At 64.7% G+C, this 14221-nt stretch carries 12 protein-coding genes; 6 read left to right on the top strand and 6 right to left on the bottom strand.

Features of this window, described 5'->3' with window-relative positions; translation table 11 throughout:
* The first annotated feature begins 110 nt into the window (after positions 1-110).
* Genes KTQ42_RS05560 through pdeM form a run of 4 tightly spaced genes read left to right on the top strand, consistent with a single transcriptional unit; the run spans position 111 to position 5941 of the window.
* A complete protein-coding gene (locus KTQ42_RS05560; protein WP_217344606.1) occupies positions 111-1157 on the top strand; it encodes a ligase-associated DNA damage response exonuclease in 1047 nt (348 codons plus the stop codon).
* Positions 1150-2769 (top strand): ATP-dependent DNA ligase, encoded by a 1620-nt coding sequence (locus KTQ42_RS05555; RefSeq protein WP_217344605.1) that lies wholly within the window; start codon positions 1150-1152, stop codon positions 2767-2769. The genes KTQ42_RS05560 and KTQ42_RS05555 overlap by 8 nt, the downstream gene beginning before the upstream one ends.
* Positions 2766-5258, top strand: a complete 2493-nt coding sequence (locus tag KTQ42_RS05550) for a ligase-associated DNA damage response DEXH box helicase (protein ID WP_349292122.1) — start codon at positions 2766-2768, stop codon at positions 5256-5258. Before KTQ42_RS05555 ends, KTQ42_RS05550 begins: the two co-directional genes overlap by 4 nt.
* Complete coding sequence (pdeM, locus tag KTQ42_RS05545; RefSeq protein WP_349292121.1) at positions 5255-5941, top strand: ligase-associated DNA damage response endonuclease PdeM; 687 nt, start codon at positions 5255-5257, stop codon at positions 5939-5941. The genes KTQ42_RS05550 and pdeM overlap by 4 nt, the downstream gene beginning before the upstream one ends.
* Positions 5942-5949: 8 nt before the next feature.
* Here pdeM and KTQ42_RS05540 read toward each other — a convergent pair whose 3' ends face one another.
* The 4 genes from KTQ42_RS05540 to guaB form a co-directional block, all read right to left on the bottom strand.
* Complete coding sequence (locus KTQ42_RS05540) at positions 5950-6207, bottom strand: hypothetical protein (protein WP_217344604.1); 258 nt, start codon at positions 6205-6207, stop codon at positions 5950-5952.
* 168 nt (positions 6208-6375) lie between these two features.
* Complete coding sequence (locus tag KTQ42_RS05535) at positions 6376-8553, bottom strand: CHASE domain-containing protein (protein ID WP_217344603.1); 2178 nt, start codon at positions 8551-8553, stop codon at positions 6376-6378.
* Positions 8554-8663: 110 nt separating this feature from the next.
* Positions 8664-10283 carry a glutamine-hydrolyzing GMP synthase gene (gene guaA, locus KTQ42_RS05530; protein WP_217344602.1) on the bottom strand — a complete coding sequence of 540 codons (1620 nt, stop codon included), beginning with the start codon at positions 10281-10283 and terminating at the stop codon, positions 8664-8666.
* Positions 10284-10368: 85 nt separating this feature from the next.
* The gene (gene guaB / locus KTQ42_RS05525; protein WP_217344601.1) at positions 10369-11829 is read right to left on the bottom strand and encodes an IMP dehydrogenase; all 1461 of its coding nucleotides are present in this window, start codon (positions 11827-11829) and stop codon (positions 10369-10371) included.
* Between the two features lie 149 nt (positions 11830-11978).
* Here guaB and KTQ42_RS05520 point away from each other — a divergent pair, with 149 nt between their 5' ends.
* The gene (locus KTQ42_RS05520) at positions 11979-12452 is read left to right on the top strand and encodes a DUF4124 domain-containing protein (protein ID WP_217344600.1); all 474 of its coding nucleotides are present in this window, start codon (positions 11979-11981) and stop codon (positions 12450-12452) included.
* Between the two features lie 40 nt (positions 12453-12492).
* Here KTQ42_RS05520 and KTQ42_RS05515 read toward each other — a convergent pair whose 3' ends face one another.
* Positions 12493-12774 carry an RnfH family protein gene (locus KTQ42_RS05515; RefSeq protein WP_217344599.1) on the bottom strand — a complete coding sequence of 94 codons (282 nt, stop codon included), beginning with the start codon at positions 12772-12774 and terminating at the stop codon, positions 12493-12495.
* Entirely contained in the window at positions 12767-13198 is a 432-nt protein-coding gene (locus tag KTQ42_RS05510; protein ID WP_217344598.1) for a type II toxin-antitoxin system RatA family toxin, read from the bottom strand. Before KTQ42_RS05510 ends, KTQ42_RS05515 begins: the two co-directional genes overlap by 8 nt.
* 66 nt (positions 13199-13264) lie before the next feature.
* Here KTQ42_RS05510 and smpB point away from each other — a divergent pair, with 66 nt between their 5' ends.
* Positions 13265-13714, top strand: a complete 450-nt coding sequence (gene smpB / locus KTQ42_RS05505; RefSeq protein WP_217344597.1) for an SsrA-binding protein SmpB — start codon at positions 13265-13267, stop codon at positions 13712-13714.
* Positions 13715-14221 lie beyond the last annotated feature (507 nt).

The raw sequence follows: 14221 nt of genomic DNA, 5'->3' as shown, positions 1-14221 counted from the left end.
AACTGGATTGTTTCCAATCAAGCCGGCCACGATTACGAATGCCTGTCCGCCTTGCCTTGTGCCAATTCGCCCATATCATTGTCCCCACTCCCTAGCAAAAGGACTGACCCATGGCGGACATGGTGGTAGCGAGAAAGGAAGGCCTGTACTGCGTGCCGGGCCAGTTTTACATCGACCCGTGGCGGCCGGTGGACCGGGCTGTGATCACCCATGCCCATGCCGACCATGCCCGCGTCGGCCACGGCAGCTATCTGGCGGCCGAAAGCGGCGGCAATGTGCTTCGGGCGCGGCTGGGCGAGATCAATCTGCAGACGCTGCCCTATGGCGACACCGTGGTGCACAACGGCGTGACCGTGTCGCTGCACCCGGCCGGCCATGTGCTGGGCTCGGCCCAGGTACGCATGGAATATAAAGGCGAGGTCTGGGTCGCGTCGGGCGACTACAAGGTCGAGCCGGACGCCACCTGCGCGCCCTTTGAGCCGGTGCGCTGCGATACCTTCATCACCGAGTCCACCTTCGGCCTGCCGATCTACCGCTGGCAGCCGCAGGACGAGGTCTATGCCGAGATCAATGACTGGTGGCGCGCCAATGCCGAGGAAGGCCGGTGCAGCGTGCTGTACTGCTATTCCTTCGGCAAGGCCCAGCGCATCCTGTCCGGCCTGGACCGCGGCATCGGCCCGATCTTCTGCCATGGCGCGGTGGAACCGCTGAACCGGGTCTACCGCGCCGGCGGCATCGATCTGCCCGACACATTGCTGGTTTCGGAGGCAAGCGGCGGCAAGGCGGCCTTTCGCGACGCGCTGGTGCTGGCGCCGCCGTCGGCCGGCGGCAGCACCTGGATCCGCCGCTTTGGCGACTACAGCGATGCCTTTGCCAGCGGCTGGATGCAGTTGCGCGGCGCAAGGCGGCGGCGGGCGGTGGATCGCGGCTTCATCCTGTCCGACCACGCCGACTGGCCGGGACTGATGTCGGCCATCGCCGCAACGGGTGCCGAACGGGTGATCGTCACCCACGGCCAGATCGGCACCATGGTGCGCTGGCTGCAGCAGAACGGCCTGGAGGCCGGCGCCTTCGAGACCGAATACGGCGACGAGGACGATGCCGCGCCAGCAGCGCCGCAGCAGGCACAGGCGCAGGAGCAGCCCGCCAATGCGTGAGTTTGCCCGCCTCTACACCGAGCTTGATTCCACCACCGCCACCAACCGCAAGCTGGCCGCGCTGCAGACCTATTTCGCCAGCGCCCGGCCGGAGGATGCGGCCTGGGCGGTGTACTTCCTGGCCGGCGGCAAGCCGCGACAGGTGGTGCCGACCAAGCTCCTGCGCCAGTACACGATAGAACGGGCGGCGCTGGACGACTGGCTGTTCGACGAATGCTATGACGCCGTGGGCGACCTGGCAGAGACGATCGCCCATATCCTGCCGCCGCCGGGCGCAGAGAGCGATGTCGGGCTGTCGGTGTGGATGGAGGAGCGCATCCTGCCGCTGCGCGGCGCAACGCCCGAACGCATACGCGCGGCACTGTTTGCGATCTGGGACGAAACCAACTGGCGCGAGCGCTTTTTGCTGATGAAGCTGATCGGCGGCAGCTTCCGGGTCGGCGTCTCGCGCCTGCTGGTCACGCGGGCGCTGGGGGAAGTCGCCGGCATCGACGCCAAGCTGATCGCGCAACGGCTGATGGGCTGGGTCGATGGCCGGGTGCAGCCCAATGCCGATCGCTATGCGCAGCTGATTGCGCCGCAGTCGGAGTTCGAGCATCGGTTGCGGGGCGGCCAGCCGTATCCCTTCTTCCTGGCGCATGCGCTGCAGGTCGGCCCGGAAACCCTGGGCGACATTGGCGACTGGCTAGCCGAATGGAAGTACGACGGCATCCGCGCCCAGCTGGTACGCCGCAGCGGCCAGAGCTGGCTGTGGTCGCGCGGCGAGGACCTGATCACCGACCGTTTCCCCGAGATCAGCGCGGTGCCGCTGCCCGATGGCACCGTGGTCGATGGCGAAGTGGTGATCTGGCAGCAGGGCAAGCCGGCCCTGTTCGCCGACCTGCAGAAGCGCATCGGCCGCAAGACCCTGTCAGCCAAAATGCTGCAGGAATTGCCCGCCGCGCTGATTGCCTATGACCTGCTGGAACAGGATGGCGAGGATTTGCGCCAGGTGCCGCAGCGGGAACGCCGGCAGCGGCTGGAGGCGGTGGTGGCAGAGGCCAACTGCCCGCAGCTGGTGCTGTCGCCGCTGATCGAGGCGTCCAGCTGGGAGCAGTTGGCGCAACTGCGGGAATCGTCGCGCTCGCGCGCGGTGGAAGGCATGATGTTGAAAGGCATGGACGCCCAGTACGGCGTGGGCCGCACCCGTGATGTCGGCACCTGGTGGAAATGGAAGATCGACCCCTACAGCGTGGACGCGGTGCTGATCTATGCCCAGGCCGGCCATGGCCGCCGCGCCTCGCTCTACACCGACTACACCTTCGCGGTCTGGGATGACGACCCCGAAGGCGGGCGCCGGCTGGTGCCATTCACCAAGGCCTATTCCGGCCTGACCGACGCCGAGATCGGCAAGGTCGATGCGGCGATCCGGCGCACGACGGTGGAGAAATTCGGCCCGGTGCGCAGCGTGCGGCCGACCATGGTGTTCGAGATCGGCTTCGAAGGCATCGCCCGCTCGACGCGGCACAAGGCCGGCATCGCGGTGCGCTTTCCGCGCATGCTGCGCATCCGCGACGACAAGAAGGTGGAAGAGGCCGACACCCTTGCCACGCTGCAGGGCATGCTGCCGTGAAGTCCGAACGCGCCGCCGGACTGACGCCCGAGCAGGCGGTCGAGGCCTGGTTCGCCGATCGCGGCTGGACGCCTTTCCCATTCCAGCGCCAGGTCTGGCAAGCCTTCGCCGAAGGCCGCAGCGGCCTGCTGCATGCCTCCACCGGCGCCGGCAAGACTTATGCGCTTTGGCTGGGCGCCCTGCTGCGCGGCATGCGCGGCCAGGCGTCGCCCGGCAAGGGCGCGCGGGTGCTGTGGATCACGCCGATGCGTGCCCTGGCCGCCGACACCATGAAGGCGCTGCAGGCGCCGGCGGCGGATCTGCTGCCGGGCTGGACCGGCGGCCTGCGCACCGGCGATACCGGCTCGGCGGAGCGGGCGCGCCAGGTCAGGAGCCTGCCTTCCGTGCTGGTCACCACGCCGGAAAGCCTGACCCTGCTGCTATCGGCGGCCGACGCCCGCGAGCGCTTCCGCCATCTCGACGCCGTGATCGTCGACGAATGGCACGAACTGCTGGGCAGCAAGCGCGGCGTGCAGACCCAGCTGGCGCTGGCCCGGCTGCGCCTGTGGCGTCCCGGCCTGCTGGTGTGGGGCCTGTCGGCCACCATAGGCAACCTGCGCCAGGCCCAGGATGCCCTGCTGGGCCCGGGCCAGGGAACCCTGGTGGAAGGCGCCGACGACAAGGACATCATGGTCGATACCCTTCTGCCGCCGGCCACCGGCCGCTTCCCCTGGGCCGGCCATCTGGGCACGGCGATGCTGCCGGCCGTGGTGCGGGAAATCGAGCAGAGCGCCTCCACGCTGGTGTTTACCAATACCCGTTCCCAGTCCGAACTGTGGTATCAGAGCCTCCTGGCCGAACGCCCCGACTGGGCCGGACTGATCGCACTGCACCACGGCTCGCTCGACAAGGCCGTGCGCGACTGGGTCGAGATGAGCATCAAGGATGGCAGCCTGAAGGCCGTGGTCTGCACCTCCAGCCTGGACCTGGGCGTGGACTTTGCGCCGGTTGAACGCGTGCTGCAGATCGGCAGCTGCAAGGGCGTGGCCCGCCTTCTGCAGCGGGCCGGACGCAGCGGCCACGCGCCCGGCCGGCGCTCCCGCGTCACGCTGGTGCCGACCAACAGCCTGGAACTGCTGGAAGCCGCCGGCGCAAAGCGGGCGCTGGCGGCGCGCGCGGTGGAGTCGCGCATCCCGCCGAACAAGCCGCTGGACGTGCTGGTGCAGCACCTGGTGACGATGGCGCTGGGCGGCGGTTTCCGCTCGGACGCGCTGTATGGGGAAGTCAGGCAGGCCTGGTCCTATCGCGAACTGACGCCGGAGGAATGGCAATGGGCGCTGGATTTCGTCGCCCGCGGCGGCCAGAGCCTGACGGTCTATCCCGAATACCGGCGCGTGCTGCCGGACGAGGACGGCATCTACCGGGTGCCGGACGCCACGGTGGCGCGGCGCCACCGGATGAACATCGGCACCATCGTCTCGGAGGCATCGATACAGGTCAAATTCCTGTCCGGCGCAACCATAGGCTCGGTGGATGAATCCTTCATCTCGCGGCTGGCCAAGGGAGACCACTTCCTGTTCGGCGGGCGCATGCTGGAATTCATCCGCATCCATGAAATGACGGCCTATGTGCGCAAGGCCACGGGCCGCAAGGGCGCGGTACCGCGCTGGCAAGGGGGCAAGATGCCGATGTCGTCGGAACTGGCGCATGCGGCGCTGGCCTGCCTGGAGGAAGCCGACCATGCGCAGTTCAGCGGCCCCGAGATGCAGGCCATACAGTCCTTGCTGGAATTGCAGCGGCGCTGGTCCGGCCTGCCCACGGCACGCACGCTGGTGGCCGAGTCGCTGAAGAGCCGCGAAGGCTGGCACCTGTTCCTCTACCCGTTCGCCGGGCGCTCGGTGCATCTGGGACTGGCCTCGCTGCTGGCCTGGCGCATCGCCCGGCAGCAGAGCGCCACCTTTTCCATTGCCGTGAACGACTACGGCCTGGAACTGCTCTGCCCCGACGCCATTGATTATGAAACCCTGCTGCTGCGCCCTGCGGCGCCGATGCACCGGCTGCTGGCGGAAGAGCATCTGCTCCAAGACGTACTGGCCAGTCTGAATGCAGCCGAATTGTCGCAACGGCGCTTTCGGGAAATCGCCCGTATCGCCGGCCTGCTGTTTCAGGGATACCCGGGCCAGCGCAAGAGCAACCGGCAACTGCAGGCCTCCTCAAGCCTGTTCTACGAGGTCTTCAGGAAACATGATCCCGGCAACCTGCTGCTGACCCAGGCGCAGCGGGAAGTGCTGGAACAGGAACTGGAACTGGGCCGCCTGCGCGACACGCTGGCCGAACTGCGCGGGCGGGCACTTGCCTGGCATGCAGTGCCGCGGGCGACGCCGTTTGGCTTTCCGCTGATGGTGGAACGCTTCCGGGAAAAGCTGAGTACGGAAAAACTATCGGACCGGGTAGCCCGCATGGTGCGTGAGCTGGAGAACGCCGCCGCGTTGCCGGAGCGACGCCGATGATGGAGATGAAGGCGGGGGCGGTGGATATCGAGGCAGCCGGCGAAGTGCTGACGCTGCTGCCGCAGCGGGCGGTGTTCTGGCCCGCGATGTCGATGCTGGTGATTGCCGACATCCACTTCGGCAAGGCGGCATCCTTTCGTGCGCAGGGCATCCCGGTGCCGCGCGGCACCACGACCGAAAACCTCGAGATGCTGACCACGCTGGTCGCTGCAACGGGAGCGAAAAGTGTGCTGTTTCTGGGAGACTTCCTGCATGCCCGCCATGCCCATGCCGTCGCCACCATGGCGGCGCTGCAGGCCTGGCGCGAACGGCACAGCGATCTGGCGTTGACGCTGGTACGGGGCAACCATGACAGCCACGCCGGGGATCCGCCACCCCGTCTGGGAATCAAGGTGGTGGATGAACCGTACCTGGTCAGACCTTTCGTGTTTGCCCACCATCCGCAGGCCCATCCGGACGGCTATGTGCTGGCAGGCCATGTGCATCCGGTCTACCGGCTTGCTGCCCGCGGAGACGCGCTGCGCCTGCCCTGCTATCTGTTTGGCACGGAAGGTGGACTATTGCCTTCGTTCGGCGCATTCACCGGCGGCTACCCGGTCGCGCCGACGCCATGCGATCGGCTGTTTCTGGCAACGCCGGAAAGGGTGATTGAACTGAATGCCCGGGGCCGGGGCCGCCCGTGAGGAACGTCTTACTGCGAAGCGCTGAAATCGGAAGCATCCACGGTAATGGGCCGTGGGCATCCTTCCAGGAATTTGCGGCGCGCCACCGCATCGATCAGCTTGCGGTTGCGACGATAGGCGCTGCGGGGCTCCAGCTTGGCATCCTGTGGCAGAAAGTGCTTTTCCAGCGCTTCGGCGGCCAGCAATGCAATGAATTCGTCTGCATCGATCTTGATTGAAAACCACAAGCCTGCCTGCATGGCGGTTTCTTGCTGGGTTGTTGGCATCGCGTGCTCCTGACAGATAGGTTTCTTACCGACGTTTTGCATTGAAGAAATCAATGCGACACACGAAGTATCCGGATCTGCCCGGTGACACGCTATCGGCGAACGATGATTTTTATGTAGTCGATCCCCTACAATTGTTACTAAAGGCCTACAGATCGCGCTTAACTCCTAGTTAAGTGCGGCCATCTTCACCGACAGTGGCAGGCGCAGAGATACCAGGGTTCCCTGCCTGACGCCCCTGCCAACATTCAGTGTCCCTCCCAGGTAAAGTGCGCGTTCCTGCATGCCCCGTAGGCCCCATGATTCCGGCGCCAGCAGTTGTTCCGCCGGGATTCCCTTTCCGTCATCCTCAATGTCCAGCAGCAGCTGCTGCTGATCCAGGCGGACGGTGATGGTAACCACGGTCGCCTGCGCATGTCTGGCCACGTTGGTCAGCGCTTCCTGTGCAATGCGGAACAGCATCGCCCCGCCGTCCGCTCCGATGACCGGAAGATCGGGCTCGATGACACACTGGCAATGCACGCCGGTCTGGGCTTCGAGCTGACTGGCCTGCCATTCAATGGCTTCCCAGACCCCAAGCTGATCCAGTACGCTGGGCCGCAGGTCGGCAATCACCCGTCTCACCGTGTCGAGCGCGCTGTCCGCCTGCGCCATGGCTTCGGCCAACAGTGGCGCGGCCTGCGTATCGTTGCCTACGCGGCTGCTGGCTACCGAGACATACGCCTTGATGCCGGTGAGCACACCACCCAGTTCATCGTGGATTTCGCGTGCAATACGCTGTCGCTCGTTTTCCTTGATGCGTTCCTGATGGCCGCCCAGTTCCCGAAGCGATTTTTGCGAACGCCGCAACTCGGTCTCCACCTGCTTGAATTCACTGATGTCGAGCACTGTGCCAACAATGGTGCGGCTGGCGGCAGGCTGGCCTTCCGTGACTTCAGCGTGCAGCATCACATGACGGACAGTTCCATCTGGCCGCGTGATGGCCATCTCGCAGGTATCGCACGCGTGATCGAGCACATCAGCCAGAAAGCTGCGCCACATTGCCCGGGTTTTCCCAGGCAAGCGGGACAGGACCGGCATGTTATCGACTTCCGGCTCCATGCCGAAGATCCGGAAGCATTCATCCGACCAATGCTGCCAGCCATTTGCCACATCCATTTCCCAACTGCCCACGTGTGCAATCCGCTGCGCATTCTTGAGGCTGCGTTCGGTGCGCCTCAGCACGCCTTCCACCCGCTCCCGCGCGGCAATATCCAGGCTCATCTGGATGTTGGCAGCATGCAGTGCCGCGGTGCGCTCCTCGACCAGCTGGTGAATGTGCCGTGTGCGCGAGCCCAGTGCTCGCAGATAGATCGCTGCCATCACGCTGATGATGACGCCGAACAGGGCGACCAGCCACGATCCAACCTGCCCGCCGCTGCGTATGTCAGTACCACGCACGTCCACGCGCCAGCTGACGCCGCCAATCGGGAAAGATTGCGAGGACGTGCGCAAACCGGCGTCCCTGCGGTCTCTTTGTCCTTCGCCGTATTGAAATGCCAGGGCTTCGGTGCGGCCCTGGCCAACATAGACCGCCATATCCATGCCGTTAATCGGCCCGAGACCGGATTCATCCAGGATATTTTCGATCAGCTTGCCTGTCGGCATGCCCAGCCCGCTATAGCCGTAGACTGCGGCATGCCTTGCCTCCGGTGTGTCGAGCGGCATGCCTTCACGGTATATCGCCTTGAAGACGATCAGGCGCGGCGGCGACGGCGGCACGAAGAGATAACGGAACACCGCCGTGGCAGAGGCCTCGCCAGTTTCAGTGGCCCGTTGCACGGCAGAGCGGATGCTCGGTTCCATCAGCACGTCGAAACCGATACCGGCCAGGCCGTTGAGCGTGCCCGGCTCCAGATATTCCACCACCAGATAATTATCGCGGTCCGCGGCGCGCACGGGCTTGCCGTCTTGCAGGTCGCTGATTTCGAAGGAGGGATTGCCGGCGCGCATGCGGGCCTCGTAGGCTGCGCGCTCGGCGTGCGGCACCAGCCGCAGGAAGGAAATGGAGTTGAAATAGGGCTGCGCCTGCGCCAGCGGTCCGACAAAGGCGTGAAACTGCGCCTGGCTGATCGGCCCGAAGGTCGCGAATACGCGGCTCACGTCCTCGATTGTTTCGACCACCTCTTCCAGACCCTGGCGCACCGTCTGAATACGAAAACTGGCGCGGCGATCGAAGATCAGCTGCTCCATCGCCAGCTCCTGGTCGCGCGTCCAGGTGTAGAGCGCCGCAGTTGCCAGCAAGCCCAGAATCAGGCACAGCAGCGCCGGCAGGAGGGATGGAAATGGAAAAGGTTGTCGATGCATGCTAGGTCGCCAGGCGCGATCTCCTCATGAACGCCGTCGATGAATGTCCGCCGGCAACCCGACTTCATGCCAGGTTGCCGGCGGCGACGCTGCCGTAACCGGCGCGGCGCTTATTCCCACTCGATCGTGGCTGGCGGCTTGCCCGATATGTCGTACACCACCCGGTTGATGCCGCGCACCTCGTTGATGATGCGGTTCGACACGCGGCCCAGCAGTTCATGCGGCAGATGCGCCCAGTGCGCGGTCATGAAGTCCTGGGTCTGCACCGCGCGCAGCGCCACCACGTATTCATAGGTGCGGCCGTCGCCCATGACGCCCACCGACTTCACCGGCAGGAACACGGCAAAGGCCTGGCTGGTCGCGTCGTACCAGTTCTTGTGGAACATGCCGACCTCGCGGCCTTCGCCCAGTTCGGCAGGCAGCGGAATGGCGGTGTTGCGCAGTTCCTCGATGAAGATCGCATCGGCCCGGCGCAGCAGGTCGGCGTATTCCTTCTTGACCTCGCCCAGGATGCGCACGCCCAGGCCGGGGCCCGGGAAAGGATGGCGGTACACCATGTCATGCGGCAGGCCCAGCGCCACGCCAAGCTCGCGCACTTCGTCCTTGAACAGCTCGCGCAGCGGCTCCAGCAGCTTCAGGTTCAGGGTTTCCGGCAGGCCGCCCACGTTGTGGTGGCTCTTGATCGTATGCGCGCCCTTCTTGCCCTTGCCAGCGCTCTCGATCACGTCCGGGTAGATGGTGCCCTGGGCCAGCCACTTCGCGTTCGATAGCCTGCCCGCCTCCTGCTGGAAGACCTCGACGAATTCGCCGCCGATGATCTTGCGCTTGGCTTCAGGGTCGGTCACGCCGGCGAGCTTGCCCATGAACTGGTCGGTGGCATCGACGCGGATCACCTTCACGCCGAGATTCTTGCCGAACATGTCCATCACCATCTGGCCCTCGTTCAGGCGCAGCAGGCCATGGTCGACAAAGACGCAGGTGAGCTGGTCGCCAATGGCGCGATGGATCAGCGCCGCGGCCACGCTGCTGTCGACGCCGCCGGACAGGCCGAGGATCACTTCCTCGGCGCCGACCTGGGCGCGGATCTTCTCCACCGCCTCGGCGATGTAGTCAGGCATGTTCCAGTCGGACTTGCAGCCGCAGATCTCGTGCACGAAGCGCGACAGGATGGCCTTGCCCTGCATCGTATGCGTGACTTCCGGATGGAACTGCACCGCGTACAGGCGGCGGTCCTCGTCGGCCATGCCGGCCACCGGGCAGTTGTCGGTGGACGCCATCAGCTTGAAGCCGGGCGGCATCTCCAGCACCTTGTCGCCATGGCTCATCCAGACCTTGAGCATGCCGTGGCCTTCCGGCGTGACGAAGTCGACGATGCCATTCAACAGCGCGGTATGGCCGCGCGCGCGCAGCTCGGCGTAGCCGAACTCGCGCACGGTGCCGTTCTCGACCTTGCCGCCCAGTTGCTGGGCCATGGCCTGCATGCCGTAGCAGATGCCCAGCACCGGCACGCCCAGCTCGAACACCGCTGCCGGCACCCGGGGCGTGTCGCCTTCGGTCACCGAGCTCGGGCCGCCGGACAGGATGACGCCGGCGGCGCCATAGCCACGCACGAAGTCGTCGCTGACGTCATACGGGAAGACCTCGGAGAAGACGCCGCTGTCGCGCACGCGGCGGGCGATCAGCTGGGTGACCTGGGATCCGAAATCCAGAATGAGAATTTTTGAATGCATGGCGGGACAGGATGAAAAGAGAACGGCTGAAATGGAAACCGGCCGCCGGCACATACCGGCGGCCGCGCATGGATGACACTGGCGCTTATTCGGCGCGGTAGTTCGGCGCTTCCTTGGTGATCTGCACGTCATGCACATGCGACTCGCGCATGCCGGCTGACGTGATCTCGACGAACTCCGCCTTCTCGCGCAGTTCATCGATGGTGGCGCAGCCGCAGTAGCCCATCGACGAGCGCACGCCGCCGACCAGCTGGTACAGGATGGCGATCACGCTGCCCTTGTAGGGCACCCGGCCTTCAATGCCTTCCGGCACGAACTTGTCGGCATTGTTGGCGGCATCCTGGAAATAGCGGTCGGCCGAACCGTCCGACATCGCGCCCAGGCTGCCCATGCCGCGATAGGACTTGTAGCTGCGGCCCTGGAACAGAATGACTTCGCCCGGCGCTTCCTCGGTACCGGCGAACATGCTGCCCATCATCACGCTGGAAGCGCCGGCGGCCAGCGCCTTCGATATGTCGCCAGAGAAGCGGATGCCGCCGTCGGCGATGCAGGGCACGCCGGTGCCTGCCAGCGCCTCGGCCACATTGGAAATGGCGGTGATCTGCGGCACGCCCACGCCGGCGACGATGCGGGTGGTGCAGATGGAACCGGGGCCGATGCCCACCTTCACGCCGTCGGCGCCATGTTCCAGCAACGCCCGTGCGGCCGCAGCGGTGGCGATATTGCCGCCGATGACTTCCACCTGCGGATAGTTGGCCTTGACCCAGCGCACCCGGTCCAGCACGCCTTTCGAGTGGCCGTGGGCGGTATCGACCACGATCACGTCCACACCGGCCTTGACCAGCAGGTCGATGCGTTCTTCATTGTCGGCACCGACGCCGACGGCCGCGCCCACGCGCAGCTTGCCATGCTCGTCCTTGGAAGCCAGCGGATGCTCGGTCGACTTCTGGATGTCCTTGACGGTGATCAGGCCGCGCAGCTCGAAGGCATCGTCGACCACCACCACCCGCTCCAGCCTGTGCTTGTTCATCAGGCGCTTGGCTTCGGACAGTTCGGCGCCGTCGCGCACCGTGACGAGCTTGTCGCGCGGCGTCATCTTGGCGCGCACTTCGGCGTTCAGTTCCTCTTCGAAACGCAGGTCGCGGTTGGTGATGATGCCGACCACCTTCTTGCCTTCCACCACCGGGAAGCCGCTGATGCCATGCTGTTGCGACAGCGCGATCACGTCGCGGATCTTCATGTCGGGCGGGATGGTGATCGGGTCGCGCACCACGCCGGACTCGAAGCGCTTGACCTTAGCCACTTCGCGCGCCTGCTCTTTGGCAGTCAGGTTCTTGTGAATGATGCCGATGCCGCCTTCCTGCGCCATCGCAATCGCCAGACGCGCTTCGGTCACCGTATCCATCGCAGCCGACACCAGCGGGATCGACAGCGAGATGTTGCGGGTCAGGCGGGTTTTGAGGGAAGTGTCCTTGGGGAGGATGTCTGAATAGGCGGGTACGAGCAGCACGTCGTCGAAAGTGAGTGCTTTTTGAAGTAGACGCATGGCGATTCCTGTAGGCGCAAAAGCGAATTATACAGAAATCGACGCCGGGAAAGCCCGTTGGAAACTGTCACGGGAAGGCGCTTTCGGTTGACACATCCGGCAAACCATGAGGAAATCGTTGCCTTAGATCACTAATTAAAGGACGCACCATGGCCGCCACGACACTGCGCAGGCTCGCCTGCCTGCTTGCATTCGCCGCCCTGCCCGCACTGGCCCAGCATGTCTGGCTCGACGAGAAAGGCGTCAGGCAGTATTCCGACCAGCCGCCGCCGGCCGGTACGCCGGCCAGCCGCATACTGCAAAGTGCCGGGCCGCGCCCGGCCTCGCCTGCCCCCACGGCAGCTCCGAGCGGCCCGACGCTGGCGGAGCGCAACGCCGACTTCGAAAAGCGCCGCATCGAGCGGGCCGAGCGCGAACAGAAGGAAAGCGAGCAGGCAGCAATGGAAAAGGAAAAGAAGAGCAACTGCGAACAGGCCCGCGCCTACGGCCGCGCGCTCGCCAACGGCGGACGGATCGCGCGCACCGACGCCAATGGCGAGCGCAGCTACCTGACGGACGCCCAGCGGGCCGAGGAAACGGCCAGGGTCCAGCGCACGCTGGAACAGTGCCGCAGCGCTGGCTGAAAGCGGGCGGCCGCTGACGGCCGCGCCCGCCCGAACAGCCTCAGCCGGCGCGGTCCTTCTTCACCGCCCGCCGGCGCCGCGCATCCTTGGGGTCGGCCACCAGGGGCCGGTAGATTTCCACCCGGTCGCCATCGCGCAGCACCGTGTCCGGCGTCTTCTTCTTGCCAAAGATTCCGACCGGGCAATCATCAGGATTAAACCGCGGCAGCAGGCCGCTGGCCGTCACCGCATCCCGCACTGTGCTGCCTTCAGCCAGCACCAGCTCGCGCAGTCGCGCCTCATGCGGCAGCGGATGGCAGACCTGCACACGGATATCAGCCATACACCACGTCCGCGCGCTTGGTGAAGGAATCGACAAAGCTGTTGGCGATCATGTTGAACACCGGGCCGATGATCTGCTCCAGGATGCGGCTCGAAAACTCGTAGTGAAGATTGAAGTCGATGCGGCAGGCATCGGCCCGCAGCGGCTTGAAGGTCCAGGTGCCTTCGAACTGCCTGAAAGGACCGTCGACGAAGCGCATCACCATCTGGGTGGGCGGCGTGTTGACGTTCTCGGTGGTGAAGCTCTGCTTGACGCCGTGGTAATTGATCTTCAGCGTGGCCACCAGCGTATTGCCCTCGCGGTTGCGGACTTCGACGCCGCCGCACCAGGGCAGGAACTTCGGGTAATCCTCGACCCGGTCGACCAGGGCAAACATCTGCTCGGCGCTGTAGCCGACCAATACGGACTTGTGTACGACTGCCATTGACTGTGAACCGTTTGATAAAATGCGAAGGTTGAAATTTTAACCGACCGCCACCACTTCCCCTTGATGAGCATCGCAGACAATAAAAAAGCCTTTCACGACTACTTCATCGAAGAACGCTTCGAGGCCGGCATGGTGCTGGAAGGCTGGGAAGTCAAGTCCATCCGCGCCGGGCGGGTCAATCTGAAGGAAGCCTATGTGGTGGTGCGCAAGGCCGAGCTGTTCCTGTTCGGCTCGCACATCAGTCCCTTGCCCACAGCTTCCACGCATATCAACCCGGACGCGGTGCGTACCCGCAAGCTTTTGCTGCATTCGGAGGAAATCAGCAAGCTGATTGGCAAGGTCGAGCGCGCCGGCTACACCCTGGTGCCGCTGAACCTGCATTTCTCCAAGGGTCGCATCAAGTGCGAAGTCGGCCTGGCCAAGGGCAAGAAGCAGCATGACAAGCGCGAGACCGAGCGGCTGCGGGACACCCAGCGCGAGATCCAGTCGGCGATGAAGCAGAACCGGCGCTAGCGCGGCCTGCGGTCGCGCAGCAGCCGAGCGAAGCGACCGAAAACCTCGCCCGGTCCCATGGGCCGCGGCATGACCGGCTCAGCAGGGAACGGTGCGGCCGTCTTTTGTCTGCAGCGGCTGGCCGCACGCATTGAACTGCGCCTGTTTCCGGCATCCATCAAGTACGTCAGATACGCCTTGATAGTCGAGCCCGACTGCACTTGTACAGGCATTTGCAACGGTTGCCACTGGCAAATTGCAGCGATGTTGGTACTACCTGTTGGGCCTGCGCCATTGCTTGTACTGCCGCTTCAGGAAGCGAGCCCATGCGCGAACGCTTCATAGGCACGCGCCATATCTGATCTTTTCCCTTCGACATACCTTCCTGTGCAGACCTGCGTGCAGAGATAAAGAACTGCCAAGCACGTTCTGTTACCGAACTGAAAGTAAGGAAGACTCGCGGCAGCGCGTCATGCACGCGATATCACTTCTGCACTGTTTCCCCGCAAAGACAGCTTATCCAGCAGT

Source organism: Noviherbaspirillum sp. L7-7A (assembly GCF_019052805.1).
Classification (GTDB): Bacteria; Pseudomonadota; Gammaproteobacteria; order Burkholderiales; family Burkholderiaceae_D; genus Noviherbaspirillum_A.
The sequence above is the reverse complement of the archived record's forward strand: the minus strand, read 5'-3'. Positions and strand labels throughout refer to the sequence as shown.